Raw genomic sequence first — 19,212 nt, 5'->3', positions numbered from 1 at the left:
TTTTCTCGGAAAAATTCAGGAAGCGGGAAGCGCGAATTCGGTGAAACCGACCACCAAAACACCCCTGTATAAACATACGGAAAAGGGCGTATAAATATACGGTTGAACTTTCGCTTTCCAAAAGTTGAACTTTTGTGCTCTAAAAGTTCAACTTTCACCTCCTAAAAGTTCAACTTTTAGCTTGCAAAAGTTGAACTTTTGGAAAGCCATATCTAACGCATTGGTTTTTAAGTGTTTACAAACAGCGGTTTCAAACTTCTGCCTCTGCATAAATATACAAGGTGAAGTTGAAAGGGTTATCTGCCTAACCACGATTCGGGGTTGAGCAGGGCGGTCTCTCTTCGCAGTTGGAATTGCAGGGTGTTGTCTGTTCCCACGGTTCCAAGTGTTTGGCGCGTTGACACTTTTTGTCCTTTTTGTACGCTGACCGACCGCAAGTTGCTGTAAACCGAGATGTAGCTGCCATGTCTCACCATGACGTTCATTTGTCCTCCATAGCTGAACACGGCGCAGACTTCTCCGTCGAAGATGCTTCGTGCCTGTGCGCCGCTTTGTCCTTGGATGTTGATTCCTTTGCTGTTGAGCTTCACGTTTCTGAGTCCTTCGACGTTATAGTTTCCGAAGTGCCGTGTGATGCGGTAGCTGCCCGTGATGGGCATGGGCAGTCTTCCCTTGTTGTTTTCAAAGCTTCCGCTAATTTTCCGGTCCACGGAACTGACCATGCCGGCTTCCTCATTATTCTTTTTGGTTTCGGCGATGTCTTTTTCGCGTCGTGCTTTGTCGGCATTGGCTTTTCTTTCGGCTGCTATTCTTTCTGCTTCTGCTTCTCGCGCCGCTTGGTTGGCAGCCTCTTTTTCTGCCGAGTTCTTATTGGCTGTTTTTGCGGCAGCAGCTTTCATTCGTGCTTCTTTTTCGCGTGCTTCGGCAATACGCCTTTCGTTTTCCCTTGCCGCAAGCTCAGCTTCCGCCCTTTTCCTTGCGAGTTCAGCTTCCCGTTTACGCTTGGCTTCAGCTTCGGCAGCGGCTTTCCGCCGTGCTTCCTCGATGGCTCTTTTCCGTGCCTTTTCCACTTCGATGGCTACGAGTCGGTCGATTTGTGCGTTCAGGCTTGCCTGTTGCTTTTGCTGCTCGTTGATGATTCCCTGTATGGTTTTTTGTTGACTTTGCAGGTTTTTCACCATTTGTTGCTGCTCGTTCTGTTTCGTTTGGAGTATGCTTTGTTCCTGTTTCCCTTTGTTGAGGAGGGTGTTTTTATCGCTTTTCGCGACAGCGAGTTGTTGGTTCTTATTGCTGATTTCGGCTTGTTTGGCTTTTATTTGTTCGCCCAGCGTGCGTTGATAGGCGGCATATTCCCTTACGAACCGCAGGCGACGGTATGACTGCGTGAGGTTTTTAGCGCTGAAGACGAACATGAGTTTGTCTTGCGTGTTGCGGTTTTTCGTGAGATATTGCATGGATTTCACGAATTGCTGTTTCTTTTCCCGGAGTTGCTGTTCGAGTGTTGCGAGCTGTGCATTGAGGATATTGATGTTCTCGTCAAGGTGTTGTATGTCTGCCTGATAGCCTTCGATGGCACGTTGGTGGGAAGCGATTTCTCCGTTGATGACCATGAGGTTCTGCAGTCGCTTTTTGACGTCGGCTTTGTTGGCTGAAAGTTTCTTTTGTTGCTCGTTGATGTTTCTCTGTATTTGGTTTCTCTGGTTTTCCAATCCTTTGATTTCCGCAGTGGAATATTTGGGTTGTTTTGGACCACTTGCTTGCTTTTGGGTGGTTGTCTTCTTCGTACTTTTCTTGGTAGTTGCCTTGCGCTGTTTCTTTGTCGCGGGCTTGCGCTGAGCAGTCGTCCGCTTTTGGGTGGTCGTTGCTCTTCTTTGGGTTGTTCTCCGCTGCTGTGCCGCAGAGGAGAGCGTGAACAGGAATATCAGTAGGAATATGGAATAGCGTTTCATCTACAGATTCATTATTTTGTTAATTACATCTTCTACGGTTACTTTCTTGTATTTTGCAGACACGGTTGTCCGTGCCTCCCAGTTGCTGTCGGTCGTGACTTTGTTCATTTTGATGCCCACGTTGATGGTCTTCTTTTTTCCGGAGGCTTCGGTTGAGAGTGTGAACAGGTGGTTGTAGGGAAACTTTTTCGAGCCGAGCGCCTTGAAGTCTTCGTATTTCCAGTCGAGCTTTGAGACACCGTGCTGCTTGCTGCTGTAGCTGACGATGGCGTTGAGGATGAGTGCTGTCTGTTCGCTGGCGTTCCATACATACGTCATGTTGCCCTGTTGCAGTGTGATGGGTATCATGTTGCCGGCAGCATTTCCTGTCTTGTATTGCTCAAGCGCCGTTTCGCTCACCCGTTGTTCGCCGGGTATGAAAAGCTGGTTCCAGAACATGGCTTGCAGCGAATAGAAGTTGAGTCCGTTCTTGTTCAGGAACTCCACGTCTTTATACGATGCCTGGATATACTCTTTGTGTATGCGGTCCATGATTAAGACATATTCGGGAGTGAGTTCGATGCGCCCCACTTCGATGAGTCCCATCGGCGTGAGTTGGATGCGGATAACGTCGTCCTTGCGCATGTGGATGGAGCCTCCCACCGAAATATTTTTCCCTCCGGTGTTGACAGAAAAGTCTATTTTCGAAACGATATTCTTGCTATATACGGCGTTGTCCGAGACCTTTTGCACGAAGCGGAGTCCCTGAGTGACTGATTGAACGGGCTCTGTACCCTTTTTGTTTTCAGACACCTCTTTCTTCGTGGCACATGCCGTGATGATGAGCAATGCGCTGAGGCATATTGTTGCGGTGATGTTTCTTCTGTTCATAATCATATTGTTACTTCTTGACATATTTCTTCAGTTTGATTTTCTTTCTCAGCAAGGCATTTTCTTTGTCTTGCTCCAATGCTTTTTTCCAGAATTCAACGGCTTTTCCCGTATCTCTGGTTTTCGAATAAATGTCTCCGGCGTGTTCGAAATACACGCTGCTCAGCGTGGAGTCGTTCGCTAAGGCTTGGTCGATATAGACTTTAGCCTCTTCATACTTTTCTTCCATGAAGAGAATCCACGCATAGGTGTCGAGATAGATGGGGTTTTCGGGTTCTGCCTTGATGGTCTTGAAACTCATTTGTTCGGCGCGGTCCAGGTCTTGTCCCAGTTCGCTCAGGTAGTAGGCGTAGTTGTTCAGCGCCCCGTAATTATCTGCTTTCCACACCAGACAACTGTCGTATGCTTCGAATGCCTGTTTGTTTTGTCCCTTTTCGTGGAGGATGTCGCCCATGATGGCGTAAAAGTCGCTGACAAACTCCTTGTTGCTCTTTTCGTTGATTTGGCTCACGCCACGTCGAAGGGCGTCGAGCGCCTCATCGTGTTCATCCGTTTGATAATAAGCCATTCCGAGGAAATAATAGAACACCATCTCGTCGGGGTTGTACGCTGTTCCTGCCTGTGCCAGCCGGATGATTTCCTTGTAGTTTTCTGTTTCCCAGATGTTTTGCAGCAGTTGGATGCGTGCCGTCACGTTGTCCGGAGCGATTGCGAGAACGTCCTGCAGGGCTTTTCGGATATCTTCTTTGGGCATGTTGCAGAGAAACATGTAAGCCACTTTGATTTCCGCAATGTCGGCATTTGTCTGTGGAGTGGCGAGGATGCGGTCGAAGAGGTTGAGCACGACAGTCGAATCGCCGCCGTGTTGCTGGTTCTCCATGATGATTTGCCGGATGAGTGAGAGCTTGGTGTCGGAAGGCGTCTTCTTGTCGATGAGTATTTGTTCAATCATTGTGTCGGCAATGGAATCCTGCCCCACAGATTTGTAATAATCTGCCAGGGACAGTTGGGCAGAGAGGTTGTCGGGCTCTGCGTCCAGCACCTCCTTGAACAGCGACAAGGCCTCATCGCCGCGCTCGTTCTGAACCATCCAGTTGCCCAGCATGACGCGATAGTTCAGGTCATAAGGATTTCTCTCCGTAAGTCCTTTCAGCTCGTTGAACTCTTCTTCCTTCTTGCCTTGCAGGGCATAGACGTGCATCTTGTTCAGCGTGAGCTGTTCGGAACTGCCGTCCACGAGCTCCATCCTGTTCAGCACGTCAATCATCATTTTGTGATTCTTGTTGTACTCATAAATCTTCAGCAACAGTTCCAGCACGTCCGTGCGGTGGCGGTTGTTGGCATATAACCGTTCGTAGATATCGACAGCCTGGTCGTATTCGCCGATGTTCAGGAGCGACTGCCCGAAGCGCTCGAGATAGAAGTTGTTGTCGGGATTGAGTTCGGCAGCCCGCTTCATATAGACCATGGTCAGTGAGTCTTTTTTCAGGTCGGCATAATAGGAGGAGAGCAGGAAATAGACTTCAGCGGAAGTGGAGTCGATAGCCAGACAGTGTGACAGCATCTCAAAGGCATCGGTGTAATTGCCCTTCTCTTGTTGGCATAAGGCTTCAAGGAAGAAGTGGTCGAACCGTTGGCGGTCCTCCTCCGAAAGGACGGCGCTGGCTGGTGGGGCGGGGTGTCCGGCGGAAGCGACGACATGTTTCCCGCAGCTTGAAATAATAGCTGTGAGAACCGCCATGATCATGATTTTTACTACCGCCTTCATTGCCGTCTGTCCTTAATGGTTATTTGATGCCCGTGTGTCCGTATCCTCCGGTGCCGCGTTCCGTCTCGTCCAGTTCTTCCACGGTCTCCCATCGGGGCTGCTCGTGGCGTGCGATGACCATCTGTGCGATGCGCTCGCCGTCGCTGACCACAAATTCCTCGTTCGAGAGATTAATCAGCAGGACGCCCACCTCTCCGCGATAGTCGGCATCGATGGTGCCCGGTGAGTTCAGCACGGTGATGCCGCGTTTCAGTGCCAGTCCGCTGCGTGGACGAATCTGTGCCTCGTAACCGTCGGGAAGGGCGATGTAGAGCCCTGTCGGGATGAGCTTTCGTTCCAATGGTTTCAGCGTAATGGGTTGTTCCAGATTGGCACGGATGTCCATGCCTGCACTCAGTGGTGTGGCGTAGGCAGGGAGCGGCTGGTGTCCTTTGTTTACGATTTTAATTACTAAATCTGTCATATCTCTGTCGGATTGGTCTTCTTTCCCGAACTGCGCAGACGAGGCTTCTTACCCAAAGTCGGCAGTCCGTTATAGTCTGCAAAAATAATAAATAATCCTCATATAAACATATTTTGTGGGAAAAAAAGACGATACGGGCACCCTTTTTTCTGAAAAACATGCGCTCTTTGGAGAAAAAAACGTACCTTTGCAGGACATCAATTGTGTTGACGTTCCCGTTGACATTCTTGTTGACAACAAACAGAAAGAAGATGAATTGGCAGAAACTGATATCCAATAAGCGGCTCGGACAGGAGCGGCAGCATCCCGAGCGGCATGATGAGCGCACGGAGTTCAAGCGTGACTACGACCGTCTCATCTTCTCCGCACCTTTCCGCCGACTGCAGAACAAGACGCAGGTGTTTCCGCTACCGGGAAGCATCTTCGTGCACAACCGCTTGACGCACAGTCTTGAAGTGGCATCCGTCGGCATGTCGCTGGGAAACGATGTGGCTCGGCTGTTGACAAAAAAGCACCCGGAACTGCGCGACACACTCTTCCAGGAGATAGGAACCATCGTGGCGGCGGCGTGTCTCGCACACGACCTCGGGAATCCGCCGTTCGGACATTCGGGCGAAAAAGCCATACAAGCCTATTTCAAGGATGGACCGGGGAAGCATCTGCAGAGTCAGGTCAGTCCGCTCTTCTGGGCAGACATCACGCGCTTCGACGGAAACGCCAACGCTTTCCGGCTGTTGACCCACCGTTTCAAGGGTCGGCGTGCGGGAGGCTTTGTCATGACCTACACGACGCTTGCCAGCATCGTGAAATATCCGCATCCCTCGCTGTTCGCCGCGAAAAACAAGTTCGGTTTCTTCACTTCCGAGTACGAAGACTATCAAAAGATAGCCGATGAACTCGAAATTCCATTGATGGCGATGGGCAACGGGCATGAGCGATGGGCACGCCACCCGCTCGTGTTCCTCGTGGAAGCGGCTGACGATATCTGTTATGAAATCATGGATATCGAGGATGCCCACAAACTGAAACTGCTCTCCTATGACGAGACGGAAAGCCTGTTGCTCGGCTTCTTCCCGGACGACAAGCAGCAACACCTCAGGCAGCGCATCGTCGATGATGGAATCACCGACAACAACGAGAAGGTGGTGTTCCTCCGGGCATCGGTCATCGGACTGCTCGAAAACGAGTGCGTGCAGGTGTTCGTCAACCATGAGGAGGAGATTCTCGCAGGAACATTCGCCGGCAGTCTCGTGGACGCCATTTCGGACATCCCGCGGGCAGCATATCAGCGCTGCACGAAACTCTCTCTCGAGCGGATTTACAAGAGCAAGATAGTGATCGACATAGAACTGTCGGGATATAAAATCATGGAGACGCTCATGGAGCAGATGATTGATGCCGTGCTCTATCCGGAGCGCTTCTATTCGAAACAGCTCATCCAGCGCGTATCCAGTCAGTACGAAATCGATGCCGACGACCTCGAGACGCGCATCATGGCAGTCATCGACTACATCAGTGGAATGACCGACATCTATGCGCTCGACGTCTATCAGAAAATCAACGGCATATCACTGCCAATCATATAGGAAAAAAGGATTCTCAAACCTCAAACCTCAAACCTCAAATCTCAAACCTCAAAAATGAACAAAGGTTACACCATACGGATAAAAGGACAGCTCGTCAGTCTCGACAAGCCACTAGTGATGGGCATTCTCAACTACACGCCCGACTCCTTTTTCACGGGGAGCCGGATGCAGAGCGAGCGGGAAATTGCGGAGCGTGCCAACGAAATCATCGCGCAAGGGGGCGACATGATTGACGTGGGAGCCTGTTCCACCCGACCGGGAGGAGCCGTTGTGAGTGAAGCGGAGGAGCGCGACCGTCTGCGCCACTGCCTCGCTATCGTGCGGCGCGAGCATCCCGATGCCATCGTCAGCGTAGATACGTTCCGCCCATCGGTGGCTCGCATGTGCGTCGAAGAATTTGGAGCAGACATGATCAACGATGTGGCGGAAGGAGAGGAGCCGGGCATGTTTGAGACGGTGGCAGCATTGCGGGTGCCCTACGTCCTGATGTCGGTGCAGCCCACCCTGCGCGAGTCCGTCCTGATGTTTGCACGCAAGACGCAGATACTCTTCCAGATGGGCGTCAGCGACGTCATCCTCGACCCGGGCTTCGGCTTCGGAAAGACCTTAGACGACAACTACGCCATATTCAGCCAACTTGAGAAGTTCCATGAACTGGCGCTGCCGTTGCTGGTGGGCATCTCGCGGAAGTCAATGATATACCGGCTCTTGGACATCACCCCCGAGCAGGCACTCAACGGAACGACGGCGCTCCACGCCACAGCACTCCTCAAGGGAGCCGACATCCTGCGGGTACACGACGTGAGGGAAGCGGTGGAGACGTGCCGCATCATGCAAAAAATAACGGAGGGCTGTGTAAATTAAGAATTAAAAAATCAAGTTTCGCTTGTGCCAAATATCTGAAAATGAGTGTCACTTCGTGACAGAAATCTCACAAATCTTTCCAAATCTCTCAAAATAGATTTGTTTGATTTGTACAGATTTGAAAGATTTCTCGCCGTAGGCGACTGAGTATTAGTTATTTTGATACTTCCGAAACTAAAATTAAAAATAAAAAATGATGATTACGATAGAATCTGTGAGAGAAACAAGGCGGGCGGCGACACCGACTCGCCCCTGCGCAAGGCAAAGGCAAACAAACTCTAACCATATTTATCATTTATCAATTGTCAATTCTCAATTATCGAAAATATGTTTCTAAGTTTCGGAATAAAAGACTTCATCGACATCTTCCTGGTGGCACTGATGCTCTACTATGTGTATCGCCTCATGAAGGAGTCGCGCTCCATCAATGTCTTCATCGGCATTCTCGTGTTTATCCTGCTATGGCTCTTCGTCAGCCAGATTCTGGAGATGAAACTGCTGGGTTCCATCCTCGACAAGCTGGTGAGCGTGGGAGTGATAGCCATCATCATCTTGTTTCAGGACGAGATACGCAAGTTCCTCTACAACCTCGGAGCGCGCCAGCGGGTGAAGGGACTCATGAATCTTTTCCACGGTCACCACCGGAAAGAGGCTGACCACTCTGCGCTCATGCCTATCGTCATGGCGTGTATGAGCATGGGAAAGGCAAAGACCGGTGCGCTCATCGTTATGCAACGCTCGGTGCCGCTCGACGATATCATAAGCACGGGAGAGCGGTTGAATGCCGACGTCAACCAACGGCTCATCGAAAACATCTTCTTCAAGAACTCGCCGCTGCACGACGGTGCCATGATTATCTCGCAGAAACGCATCACCGCAGCAGGCTGCATCCTCCCTGTGTCGCACGATACCGACATCCCCAAGTCGCTCGGACTGCGCCACCGCTCGGCGCTCGGCATCTCGCAGGAGAGCGATGCCCTTGCCATCGTCGTCTCCGAAGAGACCGGACGCATCTCCGTAGCCGTCAACGGAAAATTCCATCTGAGACTCTCAGCCGAGCAACTCGAAATCCTGCTCGCGAAGGAGATGGGAGTGTAAAGATTTCGGCTGTATAAACATACAGAAAAGGGCGTATAAATATACAGTTGAACTTTCGTTTTCCAAAAGTGCCACTTTCAGCTTGCAAAAGTTCCCCTTTCACCTCCTAAAAGTTCCCCTTTTAGGACGTAAAAGTGGCACTTTTGGAAAGTGTATTCTAAATAACTGAAAATCAGTTCGTTACAAAACGCCTTCCTGGAAGGCGATAATTGCATATATATACAAAACGTCCCGTCCCGCCATCGGCTCTTTTTTCGGAAAAACGAAACAGGCTTTTGACAGGAAAAAAGGAAAATATTTTGTCAAAAGATGCCAATAATGGAAGAAAATCATTACATTTGCGGTGCGATACAGACAAACTAACATTAACAGACATATAATACACATGGAAATCATTGAGAGAATCGTTGAACGCGCGAAGGGTAACAGGCAGCGCATCGTGCTTCCCGAAGCAACGGAAGAGCGCACATTGAGAGCTGCCGACAAGGTGTTGGCAGACGGAGTGGCAGACATCATCCTGATAGGCAGTCCGGAGGAAATCAGCCGGCTGGCGGAGGCGTGGGGACTGACACACATCGGCAAAGCCACCATCGTCAATCCGCTGGACAGCCCCAAGAGCGAGGAGTATGCCGCACTGCTGGCAGAACTTCGCAAGAACAAGGGAATGACCATCGAACAGGCGCGCGAACTGGTGAAGAATCCGCTCTATTACGGATGTATGATTATCAAGACGGGAGATGCCGACGGACAGATTAGCGGCGCACTGAGCACAACGGCAGAAACCTTGCGCCCGGCACTGCAAATCATCAAGACCAAGCCCGGTATCACCTGCGTGAGCGGCGCCATGCTCCTCATCACGCAGCAGCCGCAATACGGCGAAAACGGCGTGCTGGTCGTGGGCGACGTGGCAGTGACACCCGTGCCCGATGCCGACCAGCTGGCGCAGATTGCCGTCTGCACCGCCGATACCGCACGGGCAGTGGCGGGAATCGACAATCCGCGCGTGGCGATGCTGAGTTTCTCTACCAAGGGAAGTGCGCAGCATGAGGTGGTGGACAAGGTGGTTGAGGCGACACGCCTTGCGAAAGAGCGGCGACCCGAACTCGAAATCGACGGCGAACTGCAGGCTGACGCAGCCCTCGTCCCCGCCATCGGAGAGAAGAAAGCACCGGGAAGCCACATCGCGGGCCATGCCAACGTGCTCATTTATCCCAACCTCGAGGTGGGCAACATCTCCTACAAGCTCGTGCAGCGCTTAGGAGGCGCAACAGCCATAGGACCCGTCCTGCAGGGAATAGCCAAGCCCGTGAACGACCTGAGCCGCGGATGCTCCGTGGAAGATATCTACTACCTCGTAGCCATCACAGCCTGCCAGGCGATGGATGCGAAATGAAAATCCAGAGTCAAGAAACAGAAATAGACGACATAAAAGGAAAAACGAAATGAAAATATTGGTATTGAATTGCGGTAGCTCGTCCATCAAATACGCATTATACAATATGGACGACCGCTCGGTGATGGCATCGGGCGGTGCCGAGCGCGTCGGACTCGACGGCGCTTTCGTGAAAGTGAAACTGCCCAATGGCGAGAAACGGGAAATCAAGCACGACATACCCGAGCATACGGAGGGCGTGAAATTCATCTTCTCACTGCTCACCGACCCGGAAATCGGAGCCATCAAAGACCTCAGGGAGATAGATGCCGTGGGACACCGGATGGTGCACGGCGGAGAGAAGTTCAACAAGAGCGTGGTCATCAACGACGAAGTGCTGCGCGTGTTCAAGGAATGCATCGACCTGGCACCGCTCCACAATCCTGCCAACCTGAAAGGTGTGGAGGCAGTGTCCGAACTCATGCCGGGACTGCCGCAGGTGGGCGTGTTCGACACGGCGTTCCACCAGACCATGCCGAAGAAAGCCTATATGTATGCCATCCCCTACGAACTCTACACGAAATACGGCGTGCGCCGCTACGGGTTCCACGGCACGAGCCACCGCTACGTAGCCCGTCGGGTGTGCGACTTCCTCCATGTGAAGCCCGAAGAACAGCGCATCATCACCTGCCATATCGGCAACGGAGGGTCGGTGGCAGCCGTGAAATACGGAGAATGCATCGATACGTCCATGGGGCTCACCCCCCTGGAAGGACTGATGATGGGCACCCGCAGCGGCGACATCGACGGCGGAGCCATCACCTTCATCGAGAAGAAACTCGGACTCGATGCCGACGGCATGTCAGCCCTGCTCAACAAGAAGAGCGGTGTGGCAGGCATTACCGAAGGAAAGAGCGACATGCGCGACGTGGAAAGTGCGGCAGAAGCAGGCGACGAACGGGCACAGCTGGCGCTCGACATGTACTTCTACCGCATCAAGAAATACGTGGGAGCCTACGCAGCAGCCATGGGAGGCGTCGATATCATCGTCTTCACGGCAGGAGTGGGCGAGAACCAGGCAGGCATGCGCGAGGAAGTGTGCCACGATATGGAATGGATGGGCGTGCGCATCGACAACGAGCTGAACGCCTCCGTGAGAGGAAAAGAGGTGGAACTCTCCACACCCGACTCGAAAGTGAAGGTGTGCATCATCCCGACCGACGAGGAACTCATGATAGCCACAGACACCATGAACCTCCTATAACCCGATACGTTTTCTCCCCACATAGTTCAAAAATCGCCCATTTTATCGGTGATTTCTCTTTTATTGTTCTCCGTACCGCACATCCCGTGCGGTGCGGAGACTCTATGAAGAAAACGAATGAGATGACAGCTGATTTCTTACATGTAGATATCAGAGTGCTTCCAATGTCGCGTCCTTTTGCAGGGAAGTGCCTTCCTTTGTCTTGACCGTAATGGTGAATGTATAGTCTTCACTTGCAAGTGGAAGATTCTCTGCATATATCAGAAAGGTGTTTGAGATGAATGGGTGTTCCGCAGAGTTGAACTCAGAGAGTTTACATCCTCTCAATGCGTATGGAAATTTTGTGGTTCCGGAAACTTTGTAGGCATCCGCGCCGGCGTAGTTTCTGTAGCCGCTGCTTACGACAGCCAGCTGGTCTTCATAGAAAATCATCAGGATGTCGTTCAGTTTTTTGCCAGCCTGAACAGCTCCGATGGTTTTATCACAGGTGACGGAAATCTCCACGACACTTTCATCCAGTACGGGGCTTCTACCATTGAAGGTGAAGACATAATCTCTGGAAAACATGGAGTCGAATCCCTTGAACGAGACATCATTGAGTGCTGCGGTCTTTTCCTTATATGCTGCGGCTTGTTCCGTTCCTTCCTTTGCGAGAAAATCCACTTTTGTGGTTGCGTTGTCCGTGATGTTACCGATGATGGACAGTGTCGTCGGAAGTTCTTGTTTTCCCGCAACCGCTATGTCCATCGTCTTGTTTTCCAGATTGAAAAACTTTAAGTGTAAAGCAGAGGCATCCAGGTTTTCCACCCCTTCGAATCCTATGATGTAGGAATCTGGATACCAGTTCGGGTACGTGTCAGGGCTTTCGTTGTTGCATGCCGTAAGCATAAAAGCACTTGCCAAAACAGCTAAAAGGTTTCTTGTTTTCATAAATTGTTTGGTTTTAGGTTGACAAATATTTCTTTATTATATTGATAATTGTTGGCAGTTCCATCATCTTCATCAAGTTCATCCATGGTAAACCGTTCCCCGAAATATTCGGAGACCATCCGCAGGCAGGCAACTCCGCACTGCATCGCGTCATGCTGAAGGTGGAAAGGAAATGTTTTCATTAAAGGACCGGTGCTGTTCTTTCCAGCGATTCTCCTACATTCATATTTTTCATTTTCACTTTCTTTCCTGATCTGAACCGCCAGATAGCCGTTAGTTTCGCGCGAGTCTTGGGTGACATGTCAGTTCTGAAAATATCATAGTTGCTGCCCACCATCGTTACCTTCTCTTCTTTGTGCAAGACGTTGAGCAGCAGCAGGTTGATGTTTAGGTCTCCTTTTAGCAAGTTGCAATATCCCCCCAGGTCGAAGGAGTATGTCCCGTGTTTCGTAAACCCAAGCTGTTTTTTCTTGGTCTCTGCATAGAAAAATGCTGTCAGCCCTATATGTTTATTGATTTGGAATTGGTTGCTGGTGTCAAATACGATGTGGCAGCGGTTCAATGCTTTTCGTCCAGGCATCTTTTCTTCTTCGGTTGTGAGCGACAGGCTTGTATTTGTATTCCAGATGCCTATTTTCTCGTTCCAATGTGCGGAAGCCGCAATCTTTTTCCTTTTTCCGACATTCTCCGGTATGGTGTAATATACGTTTTTGTCTGTCTCGCTTTGGTGGGTCATGATGCGTATGATGTTTCTCCACCACTCTGCCCGCAGGGTGAAAGTCCAGTTGGAATTGAGGTGAAAGTTCATTTCAGCCGTGTCAAATGTCGCTTTCTTCAGTGAGAAGTTTCCGATGCTGTAGAAATTCTTGGACACATAGATTGGCTCGGGGTTATAGTATCCATAGTTGGGCATGGAATAATCATGGCGATAGGCTACCGTCAGCCCTCGACCGGTCTGCTGGTTTATCATCCATTGCAGCAGGACGTTAGGGAACAGTCCGTTCTGTCGTGTTCTATAGACGTTGCCTTTCAGCCTGTCCTCATACTTCAGTCTGCCCCGGTAATAGATAAGTCCCAGGCGGAGATACAGATTCTCGCCGAGAGTTTTGCTGTATTCAATCCATGGGTTGAAATCAATGCCTTTCAACCTGTATTTCAAGTCGGTAAGTTGGTCTAGGGAGAATATCCGAACGCCTTGGTTGTCGTTGTTGTCATTGAGGAAATTAAGTCTCACTCCAGCTTCTAATTCCTGGCTGTGCTTGAAGGACAGGCTTACCATCGGATGCAGCTGGTGGTAGTTGAAATGCTTCTCTGAGGTCTGGTCGCTCCTTTCGTCGTCCGAGAGATAGCTCTTTGTGTTTTTTGACTTGTTCCCCGAGTAGGTATATTTCATGTTCACATAGCTGTCTGTTTTCTTGCCAAGATACTGCCTGTACTGTAGTCCTGCATTATATCCCACGGGTTTCGACTTCGATGCGATGTCAAGAAGAGAGGATTCCGTATGACTGTTCAGTCGCGACCTGAAGTGGTTAAAGTCTATCCCTGTGAAAATGTTCAGGAAGTTCTTTTCCGAGAAATTGTAGGTATAGCTCAGATTCTCTTTTATAAGGAAATCCTTGTTTTTCGTGCGTGTGCTTGTCAGGGAGACGTCATCAGAAGAAACGCTTTTCTGTTCACGTTCAACCAGATACCGTCCATAGCCTGCCGTCAAGCTGCTGAAGAGCGCATGGCGTCCTTGCTTGAAGAATATCGTCGGCGACAAGCCGTTGTCAACAAAGCCATTCTTGTCCATCTGCAGCCTTTCCGTCACCGATCCGAGAAGCCCCACCTGGTCTTTCAGCATGACACGAATGACGCCGCCGCTTGCTTGGCTGCCGTGTCGGGTGGCTGCGTGCGGTGCAACAATTACTTTCTTAATCATTGAAGCGGGAATTGCCTGTAGTTCTTTTACAGACGCCCTGCGGTTCTCTATATAGATGATAGTTCCTTCGCGTCCGTAGATACTTACACCGCTATCATCTGCCTTCACCCCTTTTACAAAGTTGAGCATCTCAAGCATCGTCTTTGTTTTCGCGATAGGATTGTTAGACAGGTTGACCTCTATTTCCCCATTCCTTTTCATGCGGACATGTTTGGCAACGACCGTCACTTCGTCCAACGTTTTATTCCATGTGATAGTGTCGGGTGCCTGTGCAATGGAGTCTTTCTCTGTTTGTCCAAGAACTGGGCTGCAGAAAGAAAATAAAGCAAAAATAAATAGTATTTTCTTATTATGACATCCCATAATTTGATTTTTGTTTATATTGTTAATAAATTCTTTGTTTGTCGTTAGCAAAATTAGGAACGAGAGACTTTGCCTCCAAATTTTTTGAGCATTATTTTTAGCGAGCGTCACAGCATGAAAATTGTAAAAATCTCGATGAAATCGGCATTTATTGTTGTTTTTGGTTTGTTTTTAGGTTTTCAACTGTGACGCCTCGAGGTTGTCTCTCTCTGTCTTTTTCGAAAAAACAGTGTAAAAAGTTTGCTTTTTATTCAAATTCATATTACTTTTGCTTGTGACAAAAATAATAAAGAGAAGTGAAGTATCTTATATATATATGTTTGTTGCTGATGTCTCTCATTGGCTGTACGGAGCGGAAGACAATGTCCACGTTGACCTTGATAGATTCCTTGCTTGAAAAAGATTCCATGGAAGAGGCTTCTGCGCATTTAGATGCATTGGATGTTACCAATATGTCAGAAGAAGAAAAAGCCTATTTCTATTTATTAAAAACTTCCTATTGTAAAGAAACTAATGATACATGTATGTCCGACTCGTTTATCAATAAGAGTATAGCTTATTATGAACAGTCTTCCGATAAGAAAAAATTGGTTCGTGCTTATTGCATCCGAAGTTATTTCTTGTATGATACGGAAAAAGCTCCAGAAGCAATTTTTCAGTTGAAAAAAGCAGAAGAATTAGCCGAAAAGGAAAAGGACAACAAATTATTGGTTCAGGTATATTCTTGCTTGTCTTCCTATAATCTGTTTTCTGGGAACATAAGAGCGGCTCTGTCGTATGCCCGTAAAACAAAATCACATGCGTTACTGGTGGGAGACAAACGATGGATTGGATTTTCCAACTTAACGCTATTCACAATCTATTATAATATGAATAGGACAGACAGCGCGGATTTTTATATTAAGGAATCTCTTCCTTATGCCAAATATCAGTCGTTAAGGGTACGTCCTCTTTTCTATAACAATATCGCAGTGTATTACATAGAAAAAAAAGATTTGGAGAAGGCAAAGCAATATCTGCACCATTCACTCTCCATCTTTCCTCACACACATACATATTATTTGTTGGCAAAGATTTATTCCGAAGAAAAGGAAGAAGAGAAAGCAGACTCCTTTTGGCATAAAGCTCTTCAAGAAAAAGATTTCAGGCAACGTCTGGATATCATGCAGGAATATAGTGATTGGCTGACACAACAGGAACGTTACAAGGAAGCATCGGAGGTATCCATGCAGTTTATTGCTTTGAAAGACTCCCTTTCAAATGTTTCGGAGAGAGAGGGTATCAGTGAGGCGTTGCATCATTACAATAAAAAGCGTGTGGAGAAGATGTTGTGGCGATATGGAAGGTGGGTGTTACTCATGTTGGTTTTCATTGCAGCTGCTGTATTCCTATTATTGAAAAGACATAGAAGTAAGGTGAAACGAATGAGATTTGAAGCAGCAGACATACATGCCCAAATAGTTAAGTACCAACAGCAGTTGCAGGAATTGAAGTCTGCCAACCACGAATACCAACAAAAACTTACAGACAGACAAGAAAAGATTATCAGCAATCAGGAAAAAATAGAACTTCTTGAACAAAAGATAGAAAAACTGCAGAATCGGCAAAAAGAAATGTTCTCCAAAGGGAAGAGCCTGTATGATAAGCTCCAATCGGGAGAAAGTCTTATTCTGTGGAAACAAAGTGACATGAGGAATTTCATTGAATTCTACCAAATACAAAACTATAATCTTTTCGAAAAATTGGAAAATAAAAGTGAGTCGTATTCCTTAAACCAAAAAGTATATTTTATTTTATTAGATATGGGAAAAAGCGAGGAGCAGATAAAGCAGATTATGAATCTTTCAGAAGGCGCCCTTCGCACGATGCGTTACCGCATTCGCAGGAAGGGCGGAGAGGACGAATAACACGTTGTCACGATGCCTTCTAATAACATGGTGTCATGATGCCTTCTTCATCCGCAGGTGAAGTTGGAAAATCGCCGGTAGGAGGATGCACACGAGCGAGAGGGCTACTGCCAGCAGGACGCGGGTGGGACTGCCGAAAAGGTCAGTAAGCTGGGCATCCATCGACCCGGGAAGCAGATGAAAACCAACGTAGGCGACGGTGTTGTTCACCCAATGGACCACGATGCCCGGAATGATGCTTCCGGTGCGGGCATACATCCAACCCAGGAGAATGCCGAGCAGGAAAGCGTGAGGCATCTGCGCCGGGTTTATGTGAACGACAGCAAACAGCACGGCAGAGATAAGGACGGGAACCCAGAAACCCTTCTTTTCATCAGTCCGCTCCATCAATGCACGCAACACGGCTCCGCGGAAAATCACCTCCTCAACGACGGGAGCGAAGATGCAGATGGTGAGATACCCCCAGGGAGAACTCAGAATGGCAGCAAACTCGTTTTTCATGATGTCGGGCAGCGCAGGCATCTGTTCCTGTAGCCAGAGCGAAGGAATGATGGTGCCCATGGCGGCAACGGCAGACCAGAAGATGACAGCCCAGGGACGCGTGCGCAGATAGTTGGGGGAGACTTCACTCCATCGTGCCTTCAGGAAGACGATGAGCAGAATCATGCTATATGCTGCCGAGGCAGCTATCAGCATAGGAACGGAGGTGACCGCCTTGCCCGATAATACAAGTTGCAGGGCACGACCGACTTCCATCCCTTCCGCCATCAGCCAAACCGTCTGTACGGCATAGATGACGAAAATTTGTACGGCAACAAACACACACAGATAAATAATCGCTTTTCTCATATTACTCTTCTTCTTTTAACATGTTAATTTCAAATCACTTCTCCCCTATATTCATCCCCTTCCCTCGGGAGGGTTAGGGTGGGTCTTTATTTCCTCTCCATTTGGGGAAAGGTTAGGGTGGGTCTTCACCTCCATACAATCCCTGCGCAACTGTTCTGCCAGTTCCTCAGGCGAAGCAAACAGCCGCTCGCCACGCAGACGGCGGATGAATGCGACGGAAATCTCCTTCCCGTACAAATCTCCGTTGAAGTCGAGGATATGCACCTCTGCTGTCATCGGCTTGTCGCCGAACGTCGGACGCCGTCCGATATTCATCATCCCCAACCAGCGCCGGCTGTCATCGCCGATATGCACATAGACAGCATACACACCCTGCTGAGGAATCAGTTTGCGCGTATGGCTGATGTCAAGATTGGCAGTAGGGAAACCCATTTTGCGCCCTTCCTGTTCGCCACGCACCACCCGTGCCGTGAGCGAATATTGATAACCGAGACATTGTGTGGCTTCAGTAATCTGCCCGTTTGAAAGATAACCACGTATGACAGACGAACTGACATAAACCCCATCTTCCTGAAAGGCACTGCATCCCAACACCTCCATGCCCATTTCGCTGCCGAAACGCACATAGTCCTCAAACCCTTCCGTCCGGTCGTGACCGAAACGATTGTCGTAACCGATGACAAGCTGCCGCACACCAAACTGACCTTTGAGCACATCCTTCATGAAGTCATGAGCCGACAACATCGACACCTCGCGACTGAACGGAACCACAAAGCAGAAGTCGATGCCCGTCCTGCCAATCCTTTCGATACGCTCCTCAAGCGTACACAGCATTCCCGGACCATTGCCACCCCCCAACACCTCACGGGGATGGCGGTCGAAAGTGACCACCGCAGCAGCCAACCCCAAGTTCCGGGCATCAGTAATCACCCGTCGGATAAGAAACTCGTGACCCTTATGCACACCATCGAAAAAGCCGATAGTCGCCACACAATCCTTGTTTCCACTGTACGTCTCGTTCAGAAAAATAGTCTGCATATCGTGTTATTCCTCATTTTTCAGTTTATCCAATATCCCCGTCAGTTCCTCCAGCGTTTCTGCGCGCAGCATGGCAATACGTGTCGGTCGGAAGTTTGGGATGCCTTTGAATACAGGTGTCGAAGCCAGATGCCGCCGCGTGTGGATAATACCCCGCCGCTCATCAATGCGCTCCACATTGATACGCAACAACTCCTCAAGAATCCCAATCTGCTCGCGCCGCGAGAGGCTCTGCCCTGTGGCAATCTCCTGAAAGAGCCACGGACGACCAAACGTGGCACGCCCCACCATCACGGCATCGACGCCATAACGCTCGAAAGCCATCAGCGCCTCCTCGCGACAAGTGATATCGCCATTGCCGATGATAGGAATGTGAATACGTGGATTCCGCTTCACCTCACCAATGAGCGTCCAGTCAGCCACACCCGTGTACATCTGAGAACGAGTCCGCCCATGAATCGTCAGCGCACGAATCCCACAATCCTGCAAGCGCTCAGCCAGTTCGGTGATGATAAGGTTCTCGCAGTCCCACCCCAGACGGGTCTTCACCGTTACGGGTGTATGTACTGCCTTCACCACTCTTTCAGTGATTTCGAGCAAGAGAGGGATATTCCGCAGCATGCCCGCACCGGCACCCTTGCCGGCAACCTTCTTCACGGGACAGCCGAAATTCAAGTCAATCACATCCGGACGGGCAGCCTCAACCATGCGGGCAGCCTCAACCATCGCATCAGCATCCCTGCCGTAAAGCTGAATCCCAACAGGACGCTCCTCGTCAGCAATCGCCAGTTTGTCCATTGTCGAGCGCACCGAGCGCACCAGTGCCTCAGCCGATACGAACTCCGTATAGACCATGGCAGCACCGAAACGCTTGCACAACCGGCGGAAGCCGATATCCGTCACATCCTCCATCGGTGCCAAGAACACCGGCTGCTCACCAAAATCAATATTCCCAATCCTCATCACCCGT

17 protein-coding genes are annotated in these 19,212 nt (G+C 49.6%); 7 read left to right on the top strand and 10 right to left on the bottom strand.

Going from position 1 to position 19,212, the window contains the following annotated elements; all coding sequences use genetic code 11:
• Positions 1 to 296: 296 nt before the first annotated feature.
• The 4 genes from GRF55_RS10730 to dut are packed head-to-tail and all read right to left on the bottom strand — an operon-like array spanning position 297 to position 5,050.
• Positions 297 to 1,949 carry a murein hydrolase activator EnvC gene (locus GRF55_RS10730; RefSeq protein ID WP_220368398.1) on the bottom strand — a complete coding sequence of 551 codons (1,653 nt, stop codon included), beginning with the start codon at positions 1,947 to 1,949 and terminating at the stop codon, positions 297 to 299.
• Complete coding sequence (locus GRF55_RS10725; protein ID WP_255563792.1) at positions 1,950 to 2,825, bottom strand: DUF4292 domain-containing protein; 876 nt, start codon at positions 2,823 to 2,825, stop codon at positions 1,950 to 1,952.
• 4 nt (positions 2,826 to 2,829) lie between these two features.
• The gene (locus tag GRF55_RS10720) at positions 2,830 to 4,587 is read right to left on the bottom strand and encodes a tetratricopeptide repeat protein (RefSeq protein ID WP_220368397.1); all 1,758 of its coding nucleotides are present in this window, start codon (positions 4,585 to 4,587) and stop codon (positions 2,830 to 2,832) included.
• 19 nt (positions 4,588 to 4,606) lie between these two features.
• Complete coding sequence (dut, locus tag GRF55_RS10715) at positions 4,607 to 5,050, bottom strand: dUTP diphosphatase (RefSeq protein ID WP_220368396.1); 444 nt, start codon at positions 5,048 to 5,050, stop codon at positions 4,607 to 4,609.
• Between the two features lie 115 nt (positions 5,051 to 5,165).
• Between dut and GRF55_RS10710 the strand changes: the two genes are divergently transcribed.
• The 6 genes from GRF55_RS10710 (at position 5,166) to GRF55_RS10685 (ending at position 11,234) form a co-directional block, all read left to right on the top strand.
• Entirely contained in the window at positions 5,166 to 5,330 is a 165-nt protein-coding gene (locus tag GRF55_RS10710; protein WP_220368395.1) for a hypothetical protein, read from the top strand.
• A complete protein-coding gene (gene dgt, locus GRF55_RS10705; RefSeq protein ID WP_220368394.1) occupies positions 5,302 to 6,636 on the top strand; it encodes a dGTP triphosphohydrolase in 1,335 nt (444 codons plus the stop codon). Before GRF55_RS10710 ends, dgt begins: the two co-directional genes overlap by 29 nt.
• A gap of 54 nt (positions 6,637 to 6,690) precedes the next feature.
• Entirely contained in the window at positions 6,691 to 7,500 is an 810-nt protein-coding gene (folP, locus tag GRF55_RS10700) for a dihydropteroate synthase (protein WP_220368393.1), read from the top strand.
• Between the two features lie 327 nt (positions 7,501 to 7,827).
• The gene (gene cdaA / locus GRF55_RS10695; protein WP_220368392.1) at positions 7,828 to 8,598 is read left to right on the top strand and encodes a diadenylate cyclase CdaA; all 771 of its coding nucleotides are present in this window, start codon (positions 7,828 to 7,830) and stop codon (positions 8,596 to 8,598) included.
• A 385-nt stretch (positions 8,599 to 8,983) separates the two neighbouring features.
• Entirely contained in the window at positions 8,984 to 9,991 is a 1,008-nt protein-coding gene (gene pta / locus GRF55_RS10690) for a phosphate acetyltransferase (RefSeq protein WP_220368391.1), read from the top strand.
• Positions 9,992 to 10,040: 49 nt separating this feature from the next.
• Positions 10,041 to 11,234: an acetate kinase gene (locus GRF55_RS10685; protein ID WP_220368390.1), complete on the top strand. Its 1,194-nt coding sequence runs from the start codon at positions 10,041 to 10,043 to the stop codon at positions 11,232 to 11,234.
• Between the two features lie 150 nt (positions 11,235 to 11,384).
• Here GRF55_RS10685 and GRF55_RS10680 read toward each other — a convergent pair whose 3' ends face one another.
• The 3 genes from GRF55_RS10680 to GRF55_RS10670 are packed head-to-tail and all read right to left on the bottom strand — an operon-like array spanning position 11,385 to position 14,313.
• The gene (locus tag GRF55_RS10680; RefSeq protein WP_220368389.1) at positions 11,385 to 12,164 is read right to left on the bottom strand and encodes a hypothetical protein; all 780 of its coding nucleotides are present in this window, start codon (positions 12,162 to 12,164) and stop codon (positions 11,385 to 11,387) included.
• The gene (locus tag GRF55_RS11860; RefSeq protein WP_220368388.1) at positions 12,161 to 12,346 is read right to left on the bottom strand and encodes a cysteine peptidase family C39 domain-containing protein; all 186 of its coding nucleotides are present in this window, start codon (positions 12,344 to 12,346) and stop codon (positions 12,161 to 12,163) included. Before GRF55_RS11860 ends, GRF55_RS10680 begins: the two co-directional genes overlap by 4 nt.
• Positions 12,346 to 14,313 (bottom strand): outer membrane beta-barrel protein, encoded by a 1,968-nt coding sequence (locus tag GRF55_RS10670; RefSeq protein WP_255563871.1) that lies wholly within the window; start codon positions 14,311 to 14,313, stop codon positions 12,346 to 12,348. Before GRF55_RS10670 ends, GRF55_RS11860 begins: the two co-directional genes overlap by 1 nt.
• Before the next feature lie 587 nt (positions 14,314 to 14,900).
• Between GRF55_RS10670 and GRF55_RS10665 the strand changes: the two genes are divergently transcribed.
• Complete coding sequence (locus tag GRF55_RS10665; RefSeq protein ID WP_220368386.1) at positions 14,901 to 16,355, top strand: hypothetical protein; 1,455 nt, start codon at positions 14,901 to 14,903, stop codon at positions 16,353 to 16,355.
• Between the two features lie 33 nt (positions 16,356 to 16,388).
• On the opposite strand, the gene GRF55_RS10660 is transcribed toward GRF55_RS10665, so the two are convergent.
• From GRF55_RS10660 to dusB, 3 genes are read right to left on the bottom strand one after another with little or no spacing between them, the layout of a single operon-like run.
• Positions 16,389 to 17,204, bottom strand: coding sequence for a CPBP family intramembrane glutamic endopeptidase (locus GRF55_RS10660; RefSeq protein ID WP_220368385.1), 816 nt, complete (start codon positions 17,202 to 17,204; stop codon positions 16,389 to 16,391).
• Between the two features lie 51 nt (positions 17,205 to 17,255).
• On the bottom strand, positions 17,256 to 18,242 hold the full coding sequence (gene ribF / locus GRF55_RS10655; RefSeq protein ID WP_220368384.1) for a riboflavin biosynthesis protein RibF: 987 nt from the start codon (positions 18,240 to 18,242) through the stop codon (positions 17,256 to 17,258).
• Between the two features lie 6 nt (positions 18,243 to 18,248).
• Positions 18,249 to 19,205, bottom strand: coding sequence for a tRNA dihydrouridine synthase DusB (dusB, locus tag GRF55_RS10650; RefSeq protein ID WP_220368383.1), 957 nt, complete (start codon positions 19,203 to 19,205; stop codon positions 18,249 to 18,251).
• Positions 19,206 to 19,212: the final 7 nt, after the last annotated feature.

The sequence above is a fragment of the Prevotella sp. Rep29 genome, assembly GCF_019551475.1.
In the GTDB taxonomy this organism is placed as follows: Bacteria; Bacteroidota; Bacteroidia; order Bacteroidales; family Bacteroidaceae; genus Prevotella.
Note: the sequence above shows the minus strand (reverse complement) of the source record. Positions and strands in the feature narration are given on the sequence as shown.

Bases quoted from the DNA above. Each gene is read 5' to 3' on its own strand.
- GRF55_RS10730 (WP_220368398.1), bottom strand. From the start codon at position 1,949: ATGAAACGCTATTCCATATTCCTACTGATATTCCTGTTCACGCTCTCC.
- GRF55_RS10725 (WP_255563792.1), bottom strand. From the start codon at position 2,825: ATGATTATGAACAGAAGAAACATCACCGCAACAATATGCCTCAGCGCA.
- GRF55_RS10720 (WP_220368397.1), bottom strand. From the start codon at position 4,587: ATGAAGGCGGTAGTAAAAATCATGATCATGGCGGTTCTCACAGCTATT.
- dut (WP_220368396.1), bottom strand. From the start codon at position 5,050: ATGACAGATTTAGTAATTAAAATCGTAAACAAAGGACACCAGCCGCTC.
- dgt (WP_220368394.1), top strand. From the start codon at position 5,302: ATGAATTGGCAGAAACTGATATCCAATAAGCGGCTCGGACAGGAGCGG.
- folP (WP_220368393.1), top strand. From the start codon at position 6,691: ATGAACAAAGGTTACACCATACGGATAAAAGGACAGCTCGTCAGTCTC.
- cdaA (WP_220368392.1), top strand. From the start codon at position 7,828: ATGTTTCTAAGTTTCGGAATAAAAGACTTCATCGACATCTTCCTGGTG.
- pta (WP_220368391.1), top strand. From the start codon at position 8,984: ATGGAAATCATTGAGAGAATCGTTGAACGCGCGAAGGGTAACAGGCAG.
- GRF55_RS10685 (WP_220368390.1), top strand. From the start codon at position 10,041: ATGAAAATATTGGTATTGAATTGCGGTAGCTCGTCCATCAAATACGCA.
- GRF55_RS10680 (WP_220368389.1), bottom strand. From the start codon at position 12,164: ATGAAAACAAGAAACCTTTTAGCTGTTTTGGCAAGTGCTTTTATGCTT.
- GRF55_RS11860 (WP_220368388.1), bottom strand. From the start codon at position 12,346: ATGAAAACATTTCCTTTCCACCTTCAGCATGACGCGATGCAGTGCGGA.
- GRF55_RS10665 (WP_220368386.1), top strand. From the start codon at position 14,901: ATGTCAGAAGAAGAAAAAGCCTATTTCTATTTATTAAAAACTTCCTAT.
- GRF55_RS10660 (WP_220368385.1), bottom strand. From the start codon at position 17,204: ATGAGAAAAGCGATTATTTATCTGTGTGTGTTTGTTGCCGTACAAATT.
- ribF (WP_220368384.1), bottom strand. From the start codon at position 18,242: ATGCAGACTATTTTTCTGAACGAGACGTACAGTGGAAACAAGGATTGT.
- dusB (WP_220368383.1), bottom strand. From the start codon at position 19,205: ATGAGGATTGGGAATATTGATTTTGGTGAGCAGCCGGTGTTCTTGGCA.